The organism is Providencia sp. NPDC089933, from assembly GCF_049545585.1.
GTDB lineage: Bacteria > Pseudomonadota > Gammaproteobacteria > Enterobacterales > Enterobacteriaceae > Providencia > Providencia huashanensis.
Window position 1 is genome coordinate 32,956 of sequence record NZ_JBMWDT010000017.1, and the last position, 16,606, is coordinate 49,561.

Sequence of the window (16,606 nt, forward strand, 5' to 3'; positions counted from 1 at the left end):
GTTTATACTCTTTTGCAGATCGCTTGATAAAAGAAAGGGTCGTCATGGGAAGCAATATCGAACTTGAGTTGCTCAATAATATAATCACCGTTTAAAGCAGGGTTAAACTGACTTTCAAGGCGTAACATTCCCCCCAATGTGGAGCCACTATCAATCAAATAAGTGACATCGACGCCTTTTTCATTAGCTTTAGGAATACCTACCATGCCTGTTTTTTGATTGAGAATACGCAGACGGCCGTTTAATGCTTTATCCCTATCTTTCACATAGAGAGTGTCATCATCAATAAACGCTTTAACATTCGCGGCATCTTGTAACCGCTCCACTTGCTTTAACGCGGAGCCACAAAAATACCAATTAGCAATATTCTTATCGGTAGCCTGGAAATCCAATTTAACGCCACAATCTTGGGCGATATTCTTGGCTAGTTCACTCATTTTGCTCATGGCACCGGCCGATGAAGACACGATATCCCGTGCGTTACCATTGTTAGTTTTCGCTTTTAAGGTGAGAGTTACCTCTGGCGGAGAGGCAATTTCTGCGCTGACGATATCCCCGACATAAATGCGAAATACCCCCGTACTAACGCGCCCTGCTTCTAAAATTAATCGGTGTGGTTTTTTCGCTTTAGCATATGGGCTGGTTTCCGTAAGTAACATATTGCGCGTATCCGCATTCAATCCGTCAATATTCACCGTACATTCATTTTGTAACGAATTAGCATACTTGGTGCCATTAGCACGAATACGCAGCCCTTCATACCACTGTAGTCGCTCATTGACTTCAATGCCGATACGAATACGGCGTAAATCAATCATCGTCATTCCCCCACCACACCAGATAGTGAGATTCTCCAAACTGTTCCCACCACGGGTATTCATCATTATCAGTAATAAACACAAAATTGCCGCCAGCAGATAGATAGCGATAAGGGATCAAAGGTTGATTAGGTATAGCTCGAATGCCTCGCAATAAAACGACATCATTGCGTTTAATATCACAACAGATTGTATTTCGTGCCACCTTGAAAGTGAGTTCCCATTCCTCTCCGCTAAGGCTAATGCGTACGCGTTGATTCGGTACAGTATTTAATGGAATTTCTTGCATTATCCTCCCCCTAGTTTTAAATCACCGTCGACCATTTTTGCCGCTGTCGATTTTTTCTTTTGGTCAGATACTGTGACCGTTTGAACTTTCCCTCGATTTACTGTGCTAGATTGCTCTTTTTTAGTCACTTTTCGTGGCGGTAAATCCCCATACTCAGGCTCAACCGTTCGCCACTCAGTAAAACGTAAAGTGAGCTTAATTGCGTCTGCCATATCTGGAATTTCAGTGTGATTGAAATTGACTAACAGCATGGGTTGATAAGTTTTAACGCGAGTCTGAACCCCCACTAATTGATGTTTATCATAAGCTTGCTGCATGATTTCAAAGGTGCTTTTCATCTCGCCAGTCAGTATGAGATCCATGCTAATCTCAACGGGTTGCTCCACAATATGGTCACTGCGCGTTTCTCCTGATTCAACCGCAAACTGTGTTGCTTTATGTCCATCGCTCACATTAATTTGCATTGGATTAACCGTTTCAAATAATGCCGTGAAATTATCTGTATTGAATATTTTAACTTCAGTGATCATTTGCCTAGCCCCGAATTCATTTGATGACCAAGGTCTTGGCAATGAGAGGCAATAGCATCCTTGCTATCTCTCGCCATACCTTGAGCATCTGTAGCTTGTGTTTCCACTTTAATCTCACCAATTGAGATGTTAGTTTCATTGGTCGAGTTGGATGTGTTATTTATAGCCTGACTGGTCATTGAGTTTAGTGGATTAGATGAAATGCTACTTATGTAGTGATTTGCCCCTTGCAGCAGTTTCATCGCATCCTCTTCCGATAACTGAGGCGATTCTGGCAGTCGGTGTTCAATCGTACCGTCCGCTGACATTTTACGTTCAACCGTTTGGGTGACTTCGGCATCATCAAAACCAAACCAACCTTTAACTGTGCTCCAACCTTTTTTAATGGCATCAAGACCGTCATTGATCCAGCCAAGGTACTGCTTAATTTGAGCCCAAAGCCATTTAAAAATCCCGACAACGGCATCAGAAGCAGTATCAAACACATCTTCAAACGCCTTACCCCAGACTGAAAGCCCATCAATAAATTCATTAAGCCATGTCCACAGTTGTTTAACACCACCAATAATCAAATTAAAGGCAGTAACAGCCGCATCGGAAACTGCGCTAGAGACAGCAATAATAAAGTCAAAACACGCTTTAAAGGCTTCCCATAACGCCATAATCACCGTTTTTAAGGCAGGGTATTTATCCAATATGCGACCTATCATGGAATCATTACCGTCAATAAAATTCATGATATCGTCATAAATCAGTGCGAAGGCAGCGGCAAGGAGCACGACAACTGCGCTAATCGCTAAGATAGGCCACATAGCGGCTAATGTTGATATTCCTGCGGCAGATGCTGCGGTACCAATGGCAATAAAAAACCCCGTAACAAAACCTTGATTGTCACGGCAAAAATCTACAAAAGCTTCTCCCCAAGCAAGCACTTGGGTAAGTGCAGGTAAAGCCGCATTCATAATGCTGACCATCACACTATTAAATACCGTTTTTAACCCGCCAGTCACTTGCTTGTATTTTTGCGCTTGTAATACTAATTCCTTAGTTACGACGCCATTCTCTTTTTGCTTTTTGGTTAATGCTTCGAGTTCAGTCCGCCCTTTTAAGATGGATTCAATGATTTTATTATCGGTAATACCGACTTCTTTAATGCGTAATATGGCTTCTTTTTTGCTCAGTCCTTGTACGGCATCTGATAAACGGTACACCCCTTCCATCGCATCAATAGAATCACCTTGCATATCTTTTAAGCTGATTTTTAAACTGTTAAATACCTCAGCTTTGCCCGACGACGTATCTTGTAAGGCTACACGGATACTGTTAGACATATCCATCAAGGTATCGCGGGCCCCTTGTGCATCTCCTCCCATCGACGTGACTACCTTGCCAAAAGCATCAACCACTTCAACGGGCAAATTTAATGCATCTGCTGATTGCGATAATAAATTAATGTCTTCAGCAGCCGACTGAATAAAGGAGGCAATATGACTAATGGTTAATCCCCCCCCAAACATATTGGCTATTTTGCCTAAAAACCCAGATAGTGAGTGGACTGCTTTATCATAATGGTTCGCCACACCATCGGCTGATTTAGCAAGCTGATCATTGTTATTAGCAAGATTTTTCGCTTCGTTTGCCGCCTTACTCGTCACCATGACCTGATCAGCCAATGAACCTTCCGTGCGTTGAATATTAGATTCCAACGCTTGTATGCCGGTGACCAATTTCTTGTTGTTTTCAATAGAAAGCACATTTGATTGATGAAGTGATTTGGCATATTCAAGATAGTTTTTCATTTCATCCAAATAGGCCACCATTTCTTTTTTAGGCGCATCAAGGTGGAGCTCTACTTTTGCACTCTGCGCCCCCACTTGCAGTGACAAAGTTACTTGGGAAAGAAAATCGGTTAACGAAGCGATCCCGCCTTTTGCATTTTCGCTGACTCGTTTCATATCGGCGATAATGTCATCCGTAGAACGCCGGATTTTTTCAAAGGCACTATCCGCTTGCTTTGTATCAAACTCAAAGACTTGAACAAACGTATCCATTAACGACATAAATCACCTTTTTTAGACATAAAAAAACCGCCTGAGAGGCGGTTTAAATTGTTATATATGGCAATTATTCCTTCAATTGTGTGAGCAGTTGTTCTAAATACTCTGCCTTCACTAAAACTGACGTAATCTTGCCACTTTCAATCATCGAATTAGAAACATCTGATAATCTGAGTTTAATCTCTTTGGCTTCAATTTTAACTCTGCCTATTGAGATCGGTGAATTTTTAGACTCTATACCGGTCATATATACACCGATTGCTGCAATGTTCGGAATGGGTTGTTTCCCTTTTTCCAAAACCAGCGTCATCGCAAGATTTAATTCGCCAGGAGAAGTTTTCTTTGCACTTGCTAATCTCTTTGCTGCATCATCGTCTAAAACAATACCTGCATAAGTAATTTTATTAGAGAAAACATAAATTTCAGTATCTACTGTTTTTGCTTCCCCAACAAAACTACCAATACCAACTGGCACAGAAAAACTAGCATAAGAATTAAACTTCTGCTTATAACATTCTTTAAATTCAACGGTTTTAAATATAGTGGGAAGCTTTTCCTTTATCTGGATTAAGCTCTTAGACTCTTTTCTCGAATCCTCAAAGTCATTACATGAAGGAACCTCTACATTAATATTTCCCTGCACTATTTTGTGATCTAAGGAAAGAAGATCGTCCGTATTAACTTTAGCCACCACATCCACTTTACAACCAGAAAGTAATACGATAGCCGCTAATACTGCAATAGACTTTTTCATATATTCACCAATAAGTTAATGACATATTAAGTAAAGCACACTATGGAGAACTTTAAAGTCATATCACTCATTTCTGTGATGTTGCTAAAGCTTCGTTATAACGATTCGTGATAGCAATTTCCCACAGATCCAGTGCTTCTTCTAAATCTACTGAGTTTTTGAGTTCGGTGAAGGTGGCGAGTCGCTCGCTGATGATGACGGCAAAGAAGCCATCAGCGTTTTTATAATCGACGGGAGTGAACCACTTACCTTGCTGAGTAGGTAATGGAGGAAACCTTGACTCCCGTCGTTGCCGAAAAAACTGGTGTTATATTTCAGCATTTCCAACTCTAGGCGGATCAACGACTCACCATCAGGTATATGGTTATCAATCAATGTTTGGGTTTTAAGCAGAATTTCCTCATCATCGATAACTACACACACATAAGCCATCATTTTTAACATGGCTTCTTTGCTGACCTCATAGTCACCAATTTTAGGGGCATTAGATAATGGGTATTTGGCTAGAATTTCACGACCAACCGTAGCAGGTAACCGACTAATCACAAAAATTTTTTCAACGCCATCAACATCTTTGATGGCCACTTCTTTAGGCTTTATTAACATGATAAATACCGATAAAAAAGGCGGGATTCCCCGCCATAAATGGATGAAAAATTAACGTACGCGTGTACTGTCAAAATCCTGAAACACAAAGGTATAGGCTTTGGATTTCAAACGCCCTGCCGAGGCGGCTGAGTTGCCACGACTACCGTTCGTAATTTTGCCGTTACGCGCTGTCACCGTTGAACCATCACCATAAGATGCGACAAAAGTAATGACATCCCCTGCATGGCGACGACCTTTTTTGGCGATGTTGGCCTCGAACAAAATAGACAGGTTTTGGTCTTCTTCACTACCCGCTAATACGTTGATAGTGACCGTTTGTGGGGTCGGGGCAGACCAGCTCACCAAGTTGCCATTAATATCCATACCCGTTTGTGCAATATCCACCGCCGGTAAATCTAACGGGTCGGCATCATCCGCAAAAGAGGTAATTAAAATTCCCGCAGGAAAGGTTTTGCTCGCTTGAATAGTGAAACTCAAGCCTGTTGCAGAAATATCACTCATTATCAATTCCTTATACTAAGTTATGTGAGCCTTCGACTTTACGTACCCAATCACCTTTTCCGTAAATCAGCACGTATTTCATGACGTATTCAGGTAAACCATTTTCCCCTGTACTTTCAACAATCTGTGCGTTGTACCAATAACCTTTGTCCTGCACGTCATACCATGCAAGGTCATCCCCAGACGCATCAGCAATCGCCAATGTTTGTACTTCAGTCAGCGTTTTACCCGCTAAAATTGTGCCGTTATCCAATGCCTTAGTAACAGCCCCTGCAATAACCATCAGTGCACGAGCTTCACCATCTTTGTTGGCTGGTACACCGCGAGTCGCGAGTAACACACTAAACCATTGCTGCGCGATATAAGCTTTTAACCACTGCTCATTGGCATGCACACTCATATCCAGCGGGTTCGATGGCCCGCCACACAGAAAACCACGTTGATAAAAGCGAATCTGTGAACCAGCAACCGCGGTTTCACCGTAGTAGTTCACACGAAGCTTATCGTAGCGATCCGCATCTTTATCGGTAGTGACTTGGGCAGGAAACGCAATACTAAACTGGCGGAACATGTAATTTGTCGTCGCATTAGTGCGGTCGTAATCCGTTGCCGCCATAACTGCCATGGGTAGGGCTTGGATAAAGAAACTATCATCCGTTTTGAGGTTTAACCCAACAGAAGCCGTTCCCATCAAGGCTGCGCTAAAATCTTCAACCTGCTTTTCGCTAACACTAATGTGCAACTGGTATTTGACGTTCTCACCCGACACATACTGAGCTAAAGCAACCGCTTGTTCTAATGGCATTTCGTCAAGGAATGTCGCGCTACCAAACGAATCTGAAACTTGCTCGGCAACAATGAAAGCCTCTAAAGGCGTTTGCGCGGGATTCCCCTCCGATGCCGTACCGGAAGAAAGCCCCATGGCTTCAGCCAGCGCAGAATACTCGACACTTATCGATGCACTTTCCTGAACACCGCCACTGAGTTCAAACGCGCTTTCCAGTGCATTAAACGTCAGATAGCTACTGGAAAACTGCGGTTCACTCTCAGCATTAAGCTTGCTTTGAATTGTAGACGCGATATCCGAATACGATTTTGCTTCTGATAAATCAATATCTTTATAGCTTTTAGTTACAGCCCCTATCGTGACCGATAGCGTGCCATCGGTAATGATTTTTAAATCCACTAATGCGGCCGCTTTTGCACCAAAGAGCGTAGGCGCACGCCCTACTGGCTCATAGGCGGCAATTTGTAATTCTTTGGGTTTACTGACTGGTGCAGGGCTGACATAGCTAAAATATTGCCGCGCAAAGTGAGCCTCTGGCGCATCAATACCTAATAGCTCATCGACTTGGCCACTGGTAAATTCCAATACTTTACCCGTAGGAATTTTCGGGTTGGTGGAAAATAAACGTGCAGTCAGTTTGCTCATCGGAACAGCAGACGCACCAATGACCGCCGATGCAATATCAACGTATCGTGTTTGTTTAATTGGCATAGTAAAAACCTTATATGCGGTGGAGATTAGGATACAACGCACTAATGGCCGCTGTATCAGGGAAGAGAGAACGTTTAAACGTCACATTAAAATCAAATGAAATGGTTTGTTCATAGTCACCATGTTCGTTCACTATGTAAGGTTGGCGAATATCAGTTGCACGCTGCACACCAATGCCTTGCTTTCTCAATGCGGTGACAAAGGGAAGTGAATTGATGACCATTCGCACCATCGCGGCAATATCATTCGCTGTATACGACCCTAATTGAGTAATAACTGTCTGAACTTGGTATGTTTTTTCAGATAACAGGCTTTCTTGGTGATTGGCATTTTGCCCCTGAATATTGTAGTTGCGCCCCTGCCAACCATGACCTCTTTCATTAATAGAAAAGAACATCACCATATTGTCTTCACTGCCAGGCTTGATAGGTTGAAACCCCGCTTTTACAGGGATATCAAGCCCTATTTCTGTTAACTGCTGCACTAGCTGTTTGTAAATAGCACTATCAATATCATTGTCCGTCATCGTTACCGACCTCAATGCCAATGACCGATATCAAACCGCCCTGTTCATACCAGAGTGCATCACTGATTACAGCGTATTTTTATCGTTGAAAATAAGATAATTAGGTGATGTAGCGCACTGAATGCCTTTGGTATCGAGGGAAGTCTAAAATCGGCAATAAATTGAATATGAATCAACACCCATTGATTGGATATATGGGTTATCTATCGCTTGTTAGCTGCCACGAACTTCAATAGAAATGTGACGTGCCGCAACACGGTATCAATAACCAAATATTATTTGTCCTCCTCTGTAAAATTAACTGCCTGTCGCATCTGCTGCGTATCCCCCGTGGTTTAGCAGGTGATTTGTCTTGGCTGTACTGCCTGATACCGGCTTTTTCTATTGGACTATCCAAAGCCAGTGTGTTTAAAAATTTAACAGCAAGCTTTTTTTAAACATAAAAAACCTCGCTTTAGCATTTAATATATTGTTTTAAATCACTATTTAGTGATATTGAGCACACCCTAGTGTTACATAATCCTGTAACCCTTTAATAATTTGCTCTGACTGCGCAATTCGCTCTCTGAGTAACCAATAATTTCGGATAGCGGAGTCAGTAGGTCTGGCGGTTGTTCCATCATCCACGCGGGAGGTGGAATTGGTTTCGACTTTCGGACAACTGGCTCTGATGTACACCCGCTCAGGATTGCGCTCAGCAGCAATACGCAACTTATCAATTTCAGCATTTGCATTTGTTAGCTCTTGGATATGTTTAGTATCGAGTTTATGAAGCGCTTGAACGCGCTCTTGATAATCTTCATTGATTTTAACTTGCTCAGCTAGTTCAATGAGTAGCTTGGCATTCTTGGTGTTAAGTTCGCCTATCTTCTCGTACTGCTTCCACATTCCCCATATGGCCACCCATGCAGCGACAAATAACAATGCTCTGACTTTATTCATGGCGGTTACCATAGAGAAGATTAAAAGTTAACTTATCGGCCCTTATAATGGTCGATAGCTTTTTGGCAACGCTTTTCTAAGCTGGCTTTATCAATGCCACAAGTGTTGCCTGTTAGACGATAAACACCGAACGCAATCATTGCTATCGCAAATAGCACAATGCAAATTGCAGCGACTACAGGTTTCCATGACATATTGCAGCCTCCGCTTCTCTGCGGTTCACTAACCCGCGCCATACCTTGCCCCCCGCGTAAACCCATCTTTTTAGTTCTTCACAAGCACCGTATTGGTCACCTGCGTTAAGCTTTTTCAACATGGTCGACTTAGCAAATGCGCCAGTGCCAACATTAAAAGCAAATGAATAAAGCGCGGCTTTTGTATGCTCATCAACAGGGACTTTAACTAGGCGGTCTACCTGTAATTTGGTTCTCATAAAATCCAGCTCTAACAGCTCATTGCATTCTTCTTTGGTATAAGTTTTATTGGGAACAATATCTTTCCCTGTGTGCCCATAGCAGACCGTCAGTACACCAATAACATCCTCGTAGGGCTCATATCTAACCCCCTCATAATGCGCAATCACGGCTAAACCGATAGCCGAAGCCCCTGCACCAACAAGCACAGTGAGTTTTTGTTTGAGTGACATTAGATATCCTTAGGCGCTTTCGCCATAAGTTCGGCAGCTTTTCGTGCAGTGGCTGAGGGGTTTTGTGGGTCAGTTTTATTAACGAGTTCTTCAAATAAACGTGTTCGCTTTCGCTGCTCTCGTCGATTCATAAAAAAGGTAATAAGACCAAGAATAATGCTAAACGCCATCCCGATAATAAAGCCCCACTCATAAAGTGATAGACTTGCAAAGAATGCTGTAAGCCCAGCACTGCCGTAGGCTGCGTTGCTGTATTTATCCATACGCATGATTTCACCCCCTACGGAGTGCCTGAGGTTGAGTTAATAAAAAAGGCCACCTAAGTGACCTTGAAGAATTTAATAGAAAAGCAGCACACAATATACTAATTAAAATATTAGTTATACTCTGTCTCAATAATACCCGTTAAATTAAAGTCATAACTACCACCATTACCTTGTGTTTCTGCTAGCCTTATTAAACTAACTTCAACTGGGATTTCTGATGCTCCTGCTTTAGACTTAAACTCTAGTTTTTCATTGGGATTTAATATTTGACCATTTATTTTAGTTTTAACCCCAATATGGCTCGCTGTCGTTTGATATGCTGCACTAGAAAGTTTATGGGCAGCATCAGAAAAATAAACTTTAACATTAACATCCTGCATACATTGATAACTTACTCTGACAAACTCGGCTTGCGTTTCGTATCCAATATTTACATATGTTGGAATGGTATCAAAACCCAAATTAAAGCTCGACTCGCTTGTCAAATTACACGGAGGAACAACCTCTTCAAAAGAACCGTGAATGTGAAATTGTAACGGTGGATTTGCAGCAAAGCTTGAAAATGAGCAAGAAAAGATAGTGATAGCCATTATTTTTTTAAATTTGAAAATACTCACAATAAAAACATCCTTTTTTTAAATAAACAAGAAAGGAAATTATTACATTTAATAAATTAAAAGGCATGAATCTTAATATCAATTAAAAACTAACTATTAGAATAAAAAATTTAACCCACTCAATTTTAGCTTAATTTAAGAATTGCTATTTTATCCATAAAAAATTAACTAGAAATTAGCTTTTTACTATAGACAAAAAAGCCGCACTAGGCGACCTCTTGAATATAAGCTATCCACAAGACTAGATCACTGAACTTGTAAGGGTTACCTTACATATTAGTCGGTTAAACATAGAAAATGGCATCACTGTCCCCTTTAAATTATGAAGTTTCATTTAAATGTTTTTTAATTTCTAGTGAACACTGCTTAGTGTTATTAACTTCAACTATCTTATGCATAACAGCTGGGTTTGAATCAAAAAAAACATTTAATTGGTTATCAAATCGCTTTGCAAAGCGAAGTAATTCAATGGTATTTAGAATCGTTTCCTTATGTCTTGTTTTTGTTATTTTTGCAAGTAGGTAACGCTTTATTATTCTTAACACACATATCCGATATGGGATCTTCAATCTAATAATCAAAGAGCAGTCTTCAAAGAATGGGAGCATCCGACGATCATACGCGCCTTCAACTATCCAATCTCTTTCCGATTTTATGGCAGAAACAAGTGAATTAATTATCTCAGGAGTATTTTTAATATATTCTCCACTCCTTTTATTCCAATATATATCATCATACGCATAAGTAGGGACATTCAGTTCAATGGCTAATTTTTTAGCTAACGTTGTTTTCCCTGCGCCAGAAATGCCTATAATGCAGACTTTCACTTAAAACCTCACTTATCGTGCTAAACCACAGAAGATCACAAAATAAAACCCTGCCGAAGTGAGGTTCTACTCTTAAGAAAACGCAACACTTGTTGAGGTTTTTAGATATAAAAAAACCCCGCAATCGCGAGGTTTTGAATTGGTAAAATGAGACATCGATTTACTTAATTAGGTATAGAATGTCCATTGTGTAAAAATAATAAACCAGCTTCGGACAAAATGCAAGCTTTTTACTGTTTATTTGATCAGTTTATTTTATCGCTTTGCTAAACGCCTGCTCTGCAATACTTTCCTCAATGAAACATTTGCTGGCCAATGTTTCATAAAACGGTTTCCAATTTCGGCGCCATGTTCTTTCGTTAAGCTCTGGTACCAAGTGCTTTATTGCATTATATGCGACAGATGAGGGAACGCGCTTAAAACCGAGGCCTGCACACCGTGGGCAATCTTTGAATACTGGGACGCCCTGTCGTTCTGTTTGTGCTTCATCCAGTACTTTCCCCCGCCCCTTGCATCGACAGCGCTGTGTTAACTGGCCTTTTCCCTTACATGACTGGCAAATCACTTTTTCAGTTTCCACGATCTCACGTTCAGTATTAGTATATCGTTTGGGCTTGTCCTTGGTAAAGGAGGAAAAGACAGCGTCTCTTGTTGAATATTTTGTTGTAGTGACTTGTTTATCAATCATCCCTTTGCCGCTACAGGTTGAACATGGGAAAACGGAACCTGCAGAACGAGCGTAGTCCTCAAATGCGATTTTGGCCAATATGATTAAACAATGACCTAGTTTTTTACCTGCAGCTTTTGCTACCAGCTTTGGGGTCTGTTTTTTCGCATATTGCGTCAAGGCTTCTATGGTAGAAATTTTATCCTCTTCGCTGACATCATTTTTAGCGAGAAAAGCCGTCATGCCAAACTTAGCCTGAGGATCAATCATCCCCATAGCAGCTATGATGTCCGTTCCAGTTAAACGGTCGGGTGATGTACTGCTCGCAGTATCGCTAAATATCAGTGATTTGGGGTGAAAGTTTTTCAGTGCATTTTCGAGTTTCATTGGTCTTGCCTCTAAATAAAATCTAATAACTGAGCTGCCACATTTTCAGCAACCTGTTGGGGGGGAATTTTACGAAATAAAATACAGTTCCAAAGTACATCGAGGGTGGCTTTGTAGAGTTCACCAAAAGCTAGGTCGTTCATTTTGGTAAAACTGATTAATTGGGTGATACGGCGTAGGCTGCCATCGGACATTTCAAAGGTTTCATAATGGCCCAATTGTTCTACTAACCAATAACGGAGAGCATTAAAGAATTTATCAATTGGAGTATTGTCGCCAATTGGCTGCCAATATTTATCCCCTAAATTGAGTATTGCGGAGTAGTTGCGATGGCGTCGTGAATCGCGGTCTTTCTTGAAATCAGCCGAAAGCACACCACCACACTTGATTTTGACGTGCATGAATTCCCTTGCTGGGCGGGAAGCCGAAACAAGAGAGCCGTTAGATATTTTGATAAAGCTATACTGTGCCATACTTTTTCTCTCAGTAGACACAGCGAGTATTTAGATTGGGTGTTCAAGCCAATAAATGGATTATACACAAAACACTGTTTAAATAAACAGTGTTTTGTGTGTTTAACCTACCTATTCCACAGTCGTCTATGATAACAACTTAGATATCCTATTGTTTCGTTTAGAGCCGAATAGCATCACAGTATGTCATCCATTCGAATCAAATTCGCATTCTTACAAGGCTCTCTACTGGCTCTACGTAATGCACAATTTCTTTGAAGCATTTTTACCCCCTGCTTACCAAGAAATAACTCAGCCAGTAATGCCTGATTCTTTTTGCCGCTTACGTTGTTCAGCTTTACGTTCTGTTACTGTTTTTTGTCATTGGCCTGCCACTTCATCTTAGTTTGGTTAATGCACTGAGCAATAACGCTCGATAGATAGCTCATCGACTCGAGCGCCACCAAGATTTGCCCAAAATACGATTGTTGAAAGTACATCTTTTTCGCTTGTTGCGACAAAAAGAGTTATGAAAGATTCTTGGTTCCATAAACCACTTGCTTTATAAACCGATTTTTTCATTTTCACTCCAACTAACGACATCTAATAACCTTATGACAAGACGGCCTTATATCCGTTATAAAATATATAACCATATGATGGGAGCGATTTTCTTTTTTCCAAGTGCATATATTTCAACTTTTAAGCGATGTATTAAACGATTAAAAGATAAATCAAATCACCTCACTTCGGGTTATAAAGCAAGTGGTCTAATAACCCGTTTGTTTTTGATGCCCTGCCAATGCCTTTACAACATTTTGGAATGGAGTTACCTTTGATGACTTAGCTGATATGGCCCTGTATCACGCCAATGGTTTGAGCAAATTCAGACTGATTAAGTTACTGTTATTTTTTAGGTAAATATTTAATCTTATTTGTTAGCTCCTTTTTTACTTAACGATTCAATATTAGCAGTACTAATGACGAAAAATAATAGCAATACTAGTGGCATAATATTAGCAATACAAATAAAATAGATGATATGAATAGAAAAATTTCAGAATCAGACAAAATAGCAGCCCAAAATTTACGTAATATCTGGGAAAGCAAACGTGAATCTCTCAGCTTAACTCAAGAAAAAGCAGCTGAGGCACTTGGCTTTTCTACGCAAGGAGCCGTCAGCCAGTATCTCAATGGCCGTACTGCGTTAAATACAGATACCACATTAAAATTTGCCGCTTTACTTCGTGTTAAGCCTGAAGATATCAACCCCGAATTAAAAATTTTACTCGATTACGTCAGGTCAACAAATAGAAGTGAAGATACCACTCACCCACAACAATCGATTAGAAGCGATCACAACACATTGAGATTAATGGATATATATGCAAAAGCAGGTCCCGGTGGTTTTATTAATAATGACTTCCCTGACACCATAAAATCAATAGAATTCTCTTCCGAAAAGATTTTTGAGTTATTTGGTCGTAAAAGTCTTAAAGGAATTGAGATGATTAATATCAGCGGCGATAGCATGTCTCCGGCAATTAATCCTAGGGATGTTGTTTTCGTTGATACACACAGTGACTTTTTTGATGGGGATGGCGTCTATGTATTTAGTTTTGAAAGCTCCCTATTCATAAAACGATTACAGCGAGTTAAAGGCCGGAAGCTTGCGGTCAAATCTGATAATCCTGCCTATGAAACTTTTTATATTGAAGAAGCTGAGATGCATGATTTACGCGTAATAGGTAAAGTCATAAAGTCTCTTCCAATAAAAATGGTTGATTTTGCTTAACCAAAACAATCAATTAAATACTATCGCTAATATTTTCGGTTTTTTATCGCCTAAAGTAATTAGCAATGCTATTGAATGATAAAAATATCGGTGCTAATATTATTTCTACTAATACAAACACAGCAAGTATTTAGATAAGTGTTCAAACCTAAAAATCAGCCTACCTAGGGAAAAGAGTTAGGCTAACGTAAGAGGCAAGACCAGCCAGTTAGGGCTGACAAGCGTTGATTGATAGGCGTAAAAAAACCCACCTAAATGGGTTTCTTTACCTCGGGTCGCCGACCAAAGCTAACCGAGTATTCTGCTAGCGCGACCAAACGCTAGAAGAGGCAAGACCAATGATAAATCACTGATCAACTTTATTTTAAAGGAGCCGCAATAAAAGCACAACCTAAACGGTCTATGCCCACGCTCTATATGGTGAATTTTAAATTTCATCGGTTTAGGGTAACATTTTAATTGCGTTAGAAAACGTTAGGATATATAGCAAGGATAATGAAAAATAGATTGATAAATGGTACAGTTATTACTGCTTATAGCCCTAGATATTCCCCCTCATCAACTAAATAAACTTGTGTTAAATACCACCTGTTACCCTTAAAATTAAATGATATTCATAAATAGATGAGCAACTTTCTGGCTCGATATATTACATAGTAACAATAATAGATAGCCCTATTGTCTATAATCAAAGCCTATAGGTAAGAAAAAGCCTTTGCAATTAGGCCGTTATGCAGGTTAGTTTTACTCCACCCAAATAAAAAAACGCACTTACCGTGTCATTTCATTGATATATAGTTACCTAAAACATGGTTGATAAGGGGTATCACTGATGCGCAACAAGTACATTAAGTAAAATTTATCAACATGCACAGAGAGATAATAGCCCCTTACTTAAGGTAAATAAGCATTCTTTTCTATATCGATACTTTTCCTACTGATAACCGCTTAACCCTATTATCTTTTTCTATTTTGACAAATTACTATAGATAAAAAATCTATAATATCAAATTTAAAGAAATAATTCCTTATGAAAATAGGCGTAACCCTATCTATAAAGTCGCCATGGCTTATATATAAACTTTCATTAATAAGTACTGCACGCAATTGTTTTCGTTTATTCCAATCAACATCGGATTGCACAGTGATTGTCACCCTATTTTCTTTATCATTTAATGTTGAAAGAGTGATTTTTATTTCTCTTTTTTCTTTATCACATCCATATATTACTCCCAACTTAGGGTATAAGTCATAGTTTATATTTTCAAACAAACCGCTGCTATTTAACTCTCTTAAAAACTTACTAAAAATAATAATCATAGTTATCCAATAAAAAGGTGCCATTAGTTAGCACCATAAATTACAATATAGAATATAAAGTTAAATTTAATAGCTATGTGAATAGTTTTTGTATCTATACCCTTGAGACTTCATACATTCAGCGATGAGTTCTGGCCTTTCATTTGAACTCACTAAAGCAATACCAATATCATATTTACATTTTGCCAAGACATTTTCAGAGTCTTCATAATTTACACCTTCTTTATACCAGCCTGGGCCTACAACACATCCACATAATAAAAACACTGATGCATATATAGTATATTTAATATTTATTTTCATTTGCATGTTCTTTAAAATGTATATGAGAGACCAATTATATTGACTAGCCCATATTTTTGTTTTGTAATTGGGCTATCAGCCGCATCACCAAATAGATAATAACCTCCAGATTTTAAATTAAGGAAAAAATTCTCACTCAACCTATAGTTCAACCCGATTAGAATACCTGCATCTTTAATACCTGCTTTGGGGGTATATACAGCGTAATCCGTCTTAAGAGACTGCTTTTCAGTCACGCCGAAGTAAGCTTGGTTATAATTTTTATTTACGTATCTTGTGGATATATTGGTATCAATAAACCAGTCATCATTTAATTCAAAATGCGAGTTAACCCCAAACTCAACCCTTGTTGCATTATCAACATCTACCCCGCCATAATCCCTATGTCCAAGTGCCGTCAATGAATTAATATAGATAGAATGCTCTTCTATACTATAACTCACTTCAAAACCCGCAGCTATAGCACCTTTAAGGTCTCCCATTCCCTTTAAGTCTTTATTTTTACTACCAGAAAAACCAATTTCCTCTTTTCGACCTTGCATATAAGCGCCAAGAACACCTATATGAAAATTATCAAACAGACTATATTGCCACTTTGCACCACTAGTGCCCAAACTAAATATACCAAAACTGTTTGTATCTACTGTGTATTGGATCGTCGCATCCGGTATTAAAATATATTTATCAGACCCTTCATAGGGTGATGACATTCCAACACCTGCACCTAATATTAATTCATCGGCAAAAGAATTAGTGCATAAAATAGCACCCAACATTGGGACTAAATATTTAACTGTCATGA

22 protein-coding genes are annotated in these 16,606 nt (G+C 39.6%); 1 reads left to right on the plus strand and 21 read right to left on the minus strand.

The window, feature by feature from the left end:
• Positions 1-2 precede the first annotated feature (2 nt).
• The 18 genes from ACPEH5_RS19415 to ACPEH5_RS19500 all read right to left on the minus strand — a co-directional run bounded on the left by ACPEH5_RS19415 (position 3) and on the right by ACPEH5_RS19500 (position 12,968).
• A complete protein-coding gene (locus tag ACPEH5_RS19415; RefSeq protein ID WP_166697058.1) occupies positions 3-818 on the minus strand; it encodes a baseplate hub protein in 816 nt (271 codons plus the stop codon).
• Positions 811-1,107 (minus strand): phage baseplate plug family protein, encoded by a 297-nt coding sequence (locus ACPEH5_RS19420; protein ID WP_423727140.1) that lies wholly within the window; start codon positions 1,105-1,107, stop codon positions 811-813. Before ACPEH5_RS19420 ends, ACPEH5_RS19415 begins: the two co-directional genes overlap by 8 nt.
• Positions 1,107-1,637, minus strand: a complete 531-nt coding sequence (locus tag ACPEH5_RS19425) for a phage baseplate protein (RefSeq protein WP_071548258.1) — start codon at positions 1,635-1,637, stop codon at positions 1,107-1,109. Before ACPEH5_RS19425 ends, ACPEH5_RS19420 begins: the two co-directional genes overlap by 1 nt.
• Positions 1,634-3,697, minus strand: a complete 2,064-nt coding sequence (locus ACPEH5_RS19430; RefSeq protein WP_206227119.1) for a hypothetical protein — start codon at positions 3,695-3,697, stop codon at positions 1,634-1,636. Before ACPEH5_RS19430 ends, ACPEH5_RS19425 begins: the two co-directional genes overlap by 4 nt.
• Positions 3,698-3,761: 64 nt before the next feature.
• Positions 3,762-4,448 (minus strand): DUF7424 family protein, encoded by a 687-nt coding sequence (locus tag ACPEH5_RS19435; protein WP_071548260.1) that lies wholly within the window; start codon positions 4,446-4,448, stop codon positions 3,762-3,764.
• A gap of 147 nt (positions 4,449-4,595) precedes the next feature.
• Positions 4,596-5,054, minus strand: coding sequence for a hypothetical protein (locus ACPEH5_RS19440; protein ID WP_071548261.1), 459 nt, complete (start codon positions 5,052-5,054; stop codon positions 4,596-4,598).
• A 51-nt stretch (positions 5,055-5,105) separates the two neighbouring features.
• Positions 5,106-5,558, minus strand: coding sequence for a phage tail fiber protein (locus tag ACPEH5_RS19445; protein ID WP_071548262.1), 453 nt, complete (start codon positions 5,556-5,558; stop codon positions 5,106-5,108).
• Positions 5,559-5,568: 10 nt separating this feature from the next.
• On the minus strand, positions 5,569-7,056 hold the full coding sequence (locus tag ACPEH5_RS19450) for a DUF3383 domain-containing protein (protein ID WP_281110398.1): 1,488 nt from the start codon (positions 7,054-7,056) through the stop codon (positions 5,569-5,571).
• Between the two features lie 10 nt (positions 7,057-7,066).
• The gene (locus tag ACPEH5_RS19455) at positions 7,067-7,582 is read right to left on the minus strand and encodes a phage gateway protein (RefSeq protein ID WP_048607791.1); all 516 of its coding nucleotides are present in this window, start codon (positions 7,580-7,582) and stop codon (positions 7,067-7,069) included.
• A 486-nt stretch (positions 7,583-8,068) separates the two neighbouring features.
• Positions 8,069-8,524, minus strand: coding sequence for a lysis system i-spanin subunit Rz (locus tag ACPEH5_RS19460; protein WP_226619128.1), 456 nt, complete (start codon positions 8,522-8,524; stop codon positions 8,069-8,071).
• 32 nt (positions 8,525-8,556) lie between these two features.
• Positions 8,557-8,718 (minus strand): hypothetical protein, encoded by a 162-nt coding sequence (locus ACPEH5_RS19465; RefSeq protein WP_164975504.1) that lies wholly within the window; start codon positions 8,716-8,718, stop codon positions 8,557-8,559.
• Positions 8,700-9,170, minus strand: a complete 471-nt coding sequence (locus ACPEH5_RS19470; RefSeq protein ID WP_048607794.1) for a lysozyme — start codon at positions 9,168-9,170, stop codon at positions 8,700-8,702. The genes ACPEH5_RS19465 and ACPEH5_RS19470 overlap by 19 nt, the downstream gene beginning before the upstream one ends.
• Complete coding sequence (locus tag ACPEH5_RS19475; protein ID WP_042844233.1) at positions 9,170-9,439, minus strand: HP1 family phage holin; 270 nt, start codon at positions 9,437-9,439, stop codon at positions 9,170-9,172. The genes ACPEH5_RS19470 and ACPEH5_RS19475 overlap by 1 nt, the downstream gene beginning before the upstream one ends.
• 107 nt (positions 9,440-9,546) lie before the next feature.
• The gene (locus tag ACPEH5_RS19480) at positions 9,547-10,053 is read right to left on the minus strand and encodes a hypothetical protein (RefSeq protein ID WP_042844957.1); all 507 of its coding nucleotides are present in this window, start codon (positions 10,051-10,053) and stop codon (positions 9,547-9,549) included.
• Positions 10,054-10,373: 320 nt separating this feature from the next.
• Positions 10,374-10,880: a hypothetical protein gene (locus ACPEH5_RS19485; protein ID WP_042844959.1), complete on the minus strand. Its 507-nt coding sequence runs from the start codon at positions 10,878-10,880 to the stop codon at positions 10,374-10,376.
• A 250-nt stretch (positions 10,881-11,130) separates the two neighbouring features.
• On the minus strand, positions 11,131-11,934 hold the full coding sequence (locus ACPEH5_RS19490; protein WP_166687085.1) for an antitermination protein: 804 nt from the start codon (positions 11,932-11,934) through the stop codon (positions 11,131-11,133).
• Between the two features lie 11 nt (positions 11,935-11,945).
• Positions 11,946-12,407: a DUF1367 family protein gene (locus tag ACPEH5_RS19495; protein ID WP_129466188.1), complete on the minus strand. Its 462-nt coding sequence runs from the start codon at positions 12,405-12,407 to the stop codon at positions 11,946-11,948.
• A gap of 390 nt (positions 12,408-12,797) precedes the next feature.
• Complete coding sequence (locus ACPEH5_RS19500) at positions 12,798-12,968, minus strand: hypothetical protein (RefSeq protein ID WP_164975505.1); 171 nt, start codon at positions 12,966-12,968, stop codon at positions 12,798-12,800.
• 460 nt (positions 12,969-13,428) lie between these two features.
• Between ACPEH5_RS19500 and ACPEH5_RS19505 the strand changes: the two genes are divergently transcribed.
• Complete coding sequence (locus ACPEH5_RS19505) at positions 13,429-14,181, plus strand: LexA family transcriptional regulator (RefSeq protein ID WP_071548264.1); 753 nt, start codon at positions 13,429-13,431, stop codon at positions 14,179-14,181.
• 957 nt (positions 14,182-15,138) lie between these two features.
• On the opposite strand, the gene ACPEH5_RS19510 is transcribed toward ACPEH5_RS19505, so the two are convergent.
• The 3 genes from ACPEH5_RS19510 to ACPEH5_RS19520 are packed head-to-tail and all read right to left on the minus strand — an operon-like array spanning position 15,139 to position 16,604.
• Positions 15,139-15,525 (minus strand): hypothetical protein, encoded by a 387-nt coding sequence (locus tag ACPEH5_RS19510; RefSeq protein WP_042844968.1) that lies wholly within the window; start codon positions 15,523-15,525, stop codon positions 15,139-15,141.
• A gap of 42 nt (positions 15,526-15,567) precedes the next feature.
• Positions 15,568-15,804 (minus strand): hypothetical protein, encoded by a 237-nt coding sequence (locus tag ACPEH5_RS19515; RefSeq protein ID WP_042844971.1) that lies wholly within the window; start codon positions 15,802-15,804, stop codon positions 15,568-15,570.
• A gap of 11 nt (positions 15,805-15,815) precedes the next feature.
• Entirely contained in the window at positions 15,816-16,604 is a 789-nt protein-coding gene (locus tag ACPEH5_RS19520) for a MipA/OmpV family protein (RefSeq protein ID WP_129466190.1), read from the minus strand.
• Positions 16,605-16,606: the final 2 nt, after the last annotated feature.

Excerpts from the sequence above, each read along its gene's own strand:
- ACPEH5_RS19415 (WP_166697058.1), bottom strand. The coding sequence starts at position 818 with ATGATTGATTTACGCCGTATTCGTATCGGCATTGAAGTCAATGAGCGA.
- ACPEH5_RS19420 (WP_423727140.1), bottom strand. The coding sequence starts at position 1,107 with ATGCAAGAAATTCCATTAAATACTGTACCGAATCAACGCGTACGCATT.
- ACPEH5_RS19425 (WP_071548258.1), bottom strand. The coding sequence starts at position 1,637 with ATGATCACTGAAGTTAAAATATTCAATACAGATAATTTCACGGCATTA.
- ACPEH5_RS19430 (WP_206227119.1), bottom strand. The coding sequence starts at position 3,697 with ATGTCGTTAATGGATACGTTTGTTCAAGTCTTTGAGTTTGATACAAAG.
- ACPEH5_RS19435 (WP_071548260.1), bottom strand. The coding sequence starts at position 4,448 with ATGAAAAAGTCTATTGCAGTATTAGCGGCTATCGTATTACTTTCTGGT.
- ACPEH5_RS19440 (WP_071548261.1), bottom strand. The coding sequence starts at position 5,054 with ATGTTAATAAAGCCTAAAGAAGTGGCCATCAAAGATGTTGATGGCGTT.
- ACPEH5_RS19445 (WP_071548262.1), bottom strand. The coding sequence starts at position 5,558 with ATGAGTGATATTTCTGCAACAGGCTTGAGTTTCACTATTCAAGCGAGC.
- ACPEH5_RS19450 (WP_281110398.1), bottom strand. The coding sequence starts at position 7,056 with ATGCCAATTAAACAAACACGATACGTTGATATTGCATCGGCGGTCATT.
- ACPEH5_RS19455 (WP_048607791.1), bottom strand. The coding sequence starts at position 7,582 with ATGACGGACAATGATATTGATAGTGCTATTTACAAACAGCTAGTGCAG.
- ACPEH5_RS19460 (WP_226619128.1), bottom strand. The coding sequence starts at position 8,524 with ATGAATAAAGTCAGAGCATTGTTATTTGTCGCTGCATGGGTGGCCATA.
- ACPEH5_RS19465 (WP_164975504.1), bottom strand. The coding sequence starts at position 8,718 with ATGTCATGGAAACCTGTAGTCGCTGCAATTTGCATTGTGCTATTTGCG.
- ACPEH5_RS19470 (WP_048607794.1), bottom strand. The coding sequence starts at position 9,170 with ATGTCACTCAAACAAAAACTCACTGTGCTTGTTGGTGCAGGGGCTTCG.
- ACPEH5_RS19475 (WP_042844233.1), bottom strand. The coding sequence starts at position 9,439 with ATGCGTATGGATAAATACAGCAACGCAGCCTACGGCAGTGCTGGGCTT.
- ACPEH5_RS19490 (WP_166687085.1), bottom strand. The coding sequence starts at position 11,934 with ATGAAACTCGAAAATGCACTGAAAAACTTTCACCCCAAATCACTGATA.
- ACPEH5_RS19495 (WP_129466188.1), bottom strand. The coding sequence starts at position 12,407 with ATGGCACAGTATAGCTTTATCAAAATATCTAACGGCTCTCTTGTTTCG.
- ACPEH5_RS19500 (WP_164975505.1), bottom strand. The coding sequence starts at position 12,968 with ATGAAAAAATCGGTTTATAAAGCAAGTGGTTTATGGAACCAAGAATCT.
- ACPEH5_RS19505 (WP_071548264.1), top strand. The coding sequence starts at position 13,429 with ATGAATAGAAAAATTTCAGAATCAGACAAAATAGCAGCCCAAAATTTA.
- ACPEH5_RS19510 (WP_042844968.1), bottom strand. The coding sequence starts at position 15,525 with ATGGCACCTTTTTATTGGATAACTATGATTATTATTTTTAGTAAGTTT.
- ACPEH5_RS19515 (WP_042844971.1), bottom strand. The coding sequence starts at position 15,804 with ATGAAAATAAATATTAAATATACTATATATGCATCAGTGTTTTTATTA.
- ACPEH5_RS19520 (WP_129466190.1), bottom strand. The coding sequence starts at position 16,604 with ATGACAGTTAAATATTTAGTCCCAATGTTGGGTGCTATTTTATGCACT.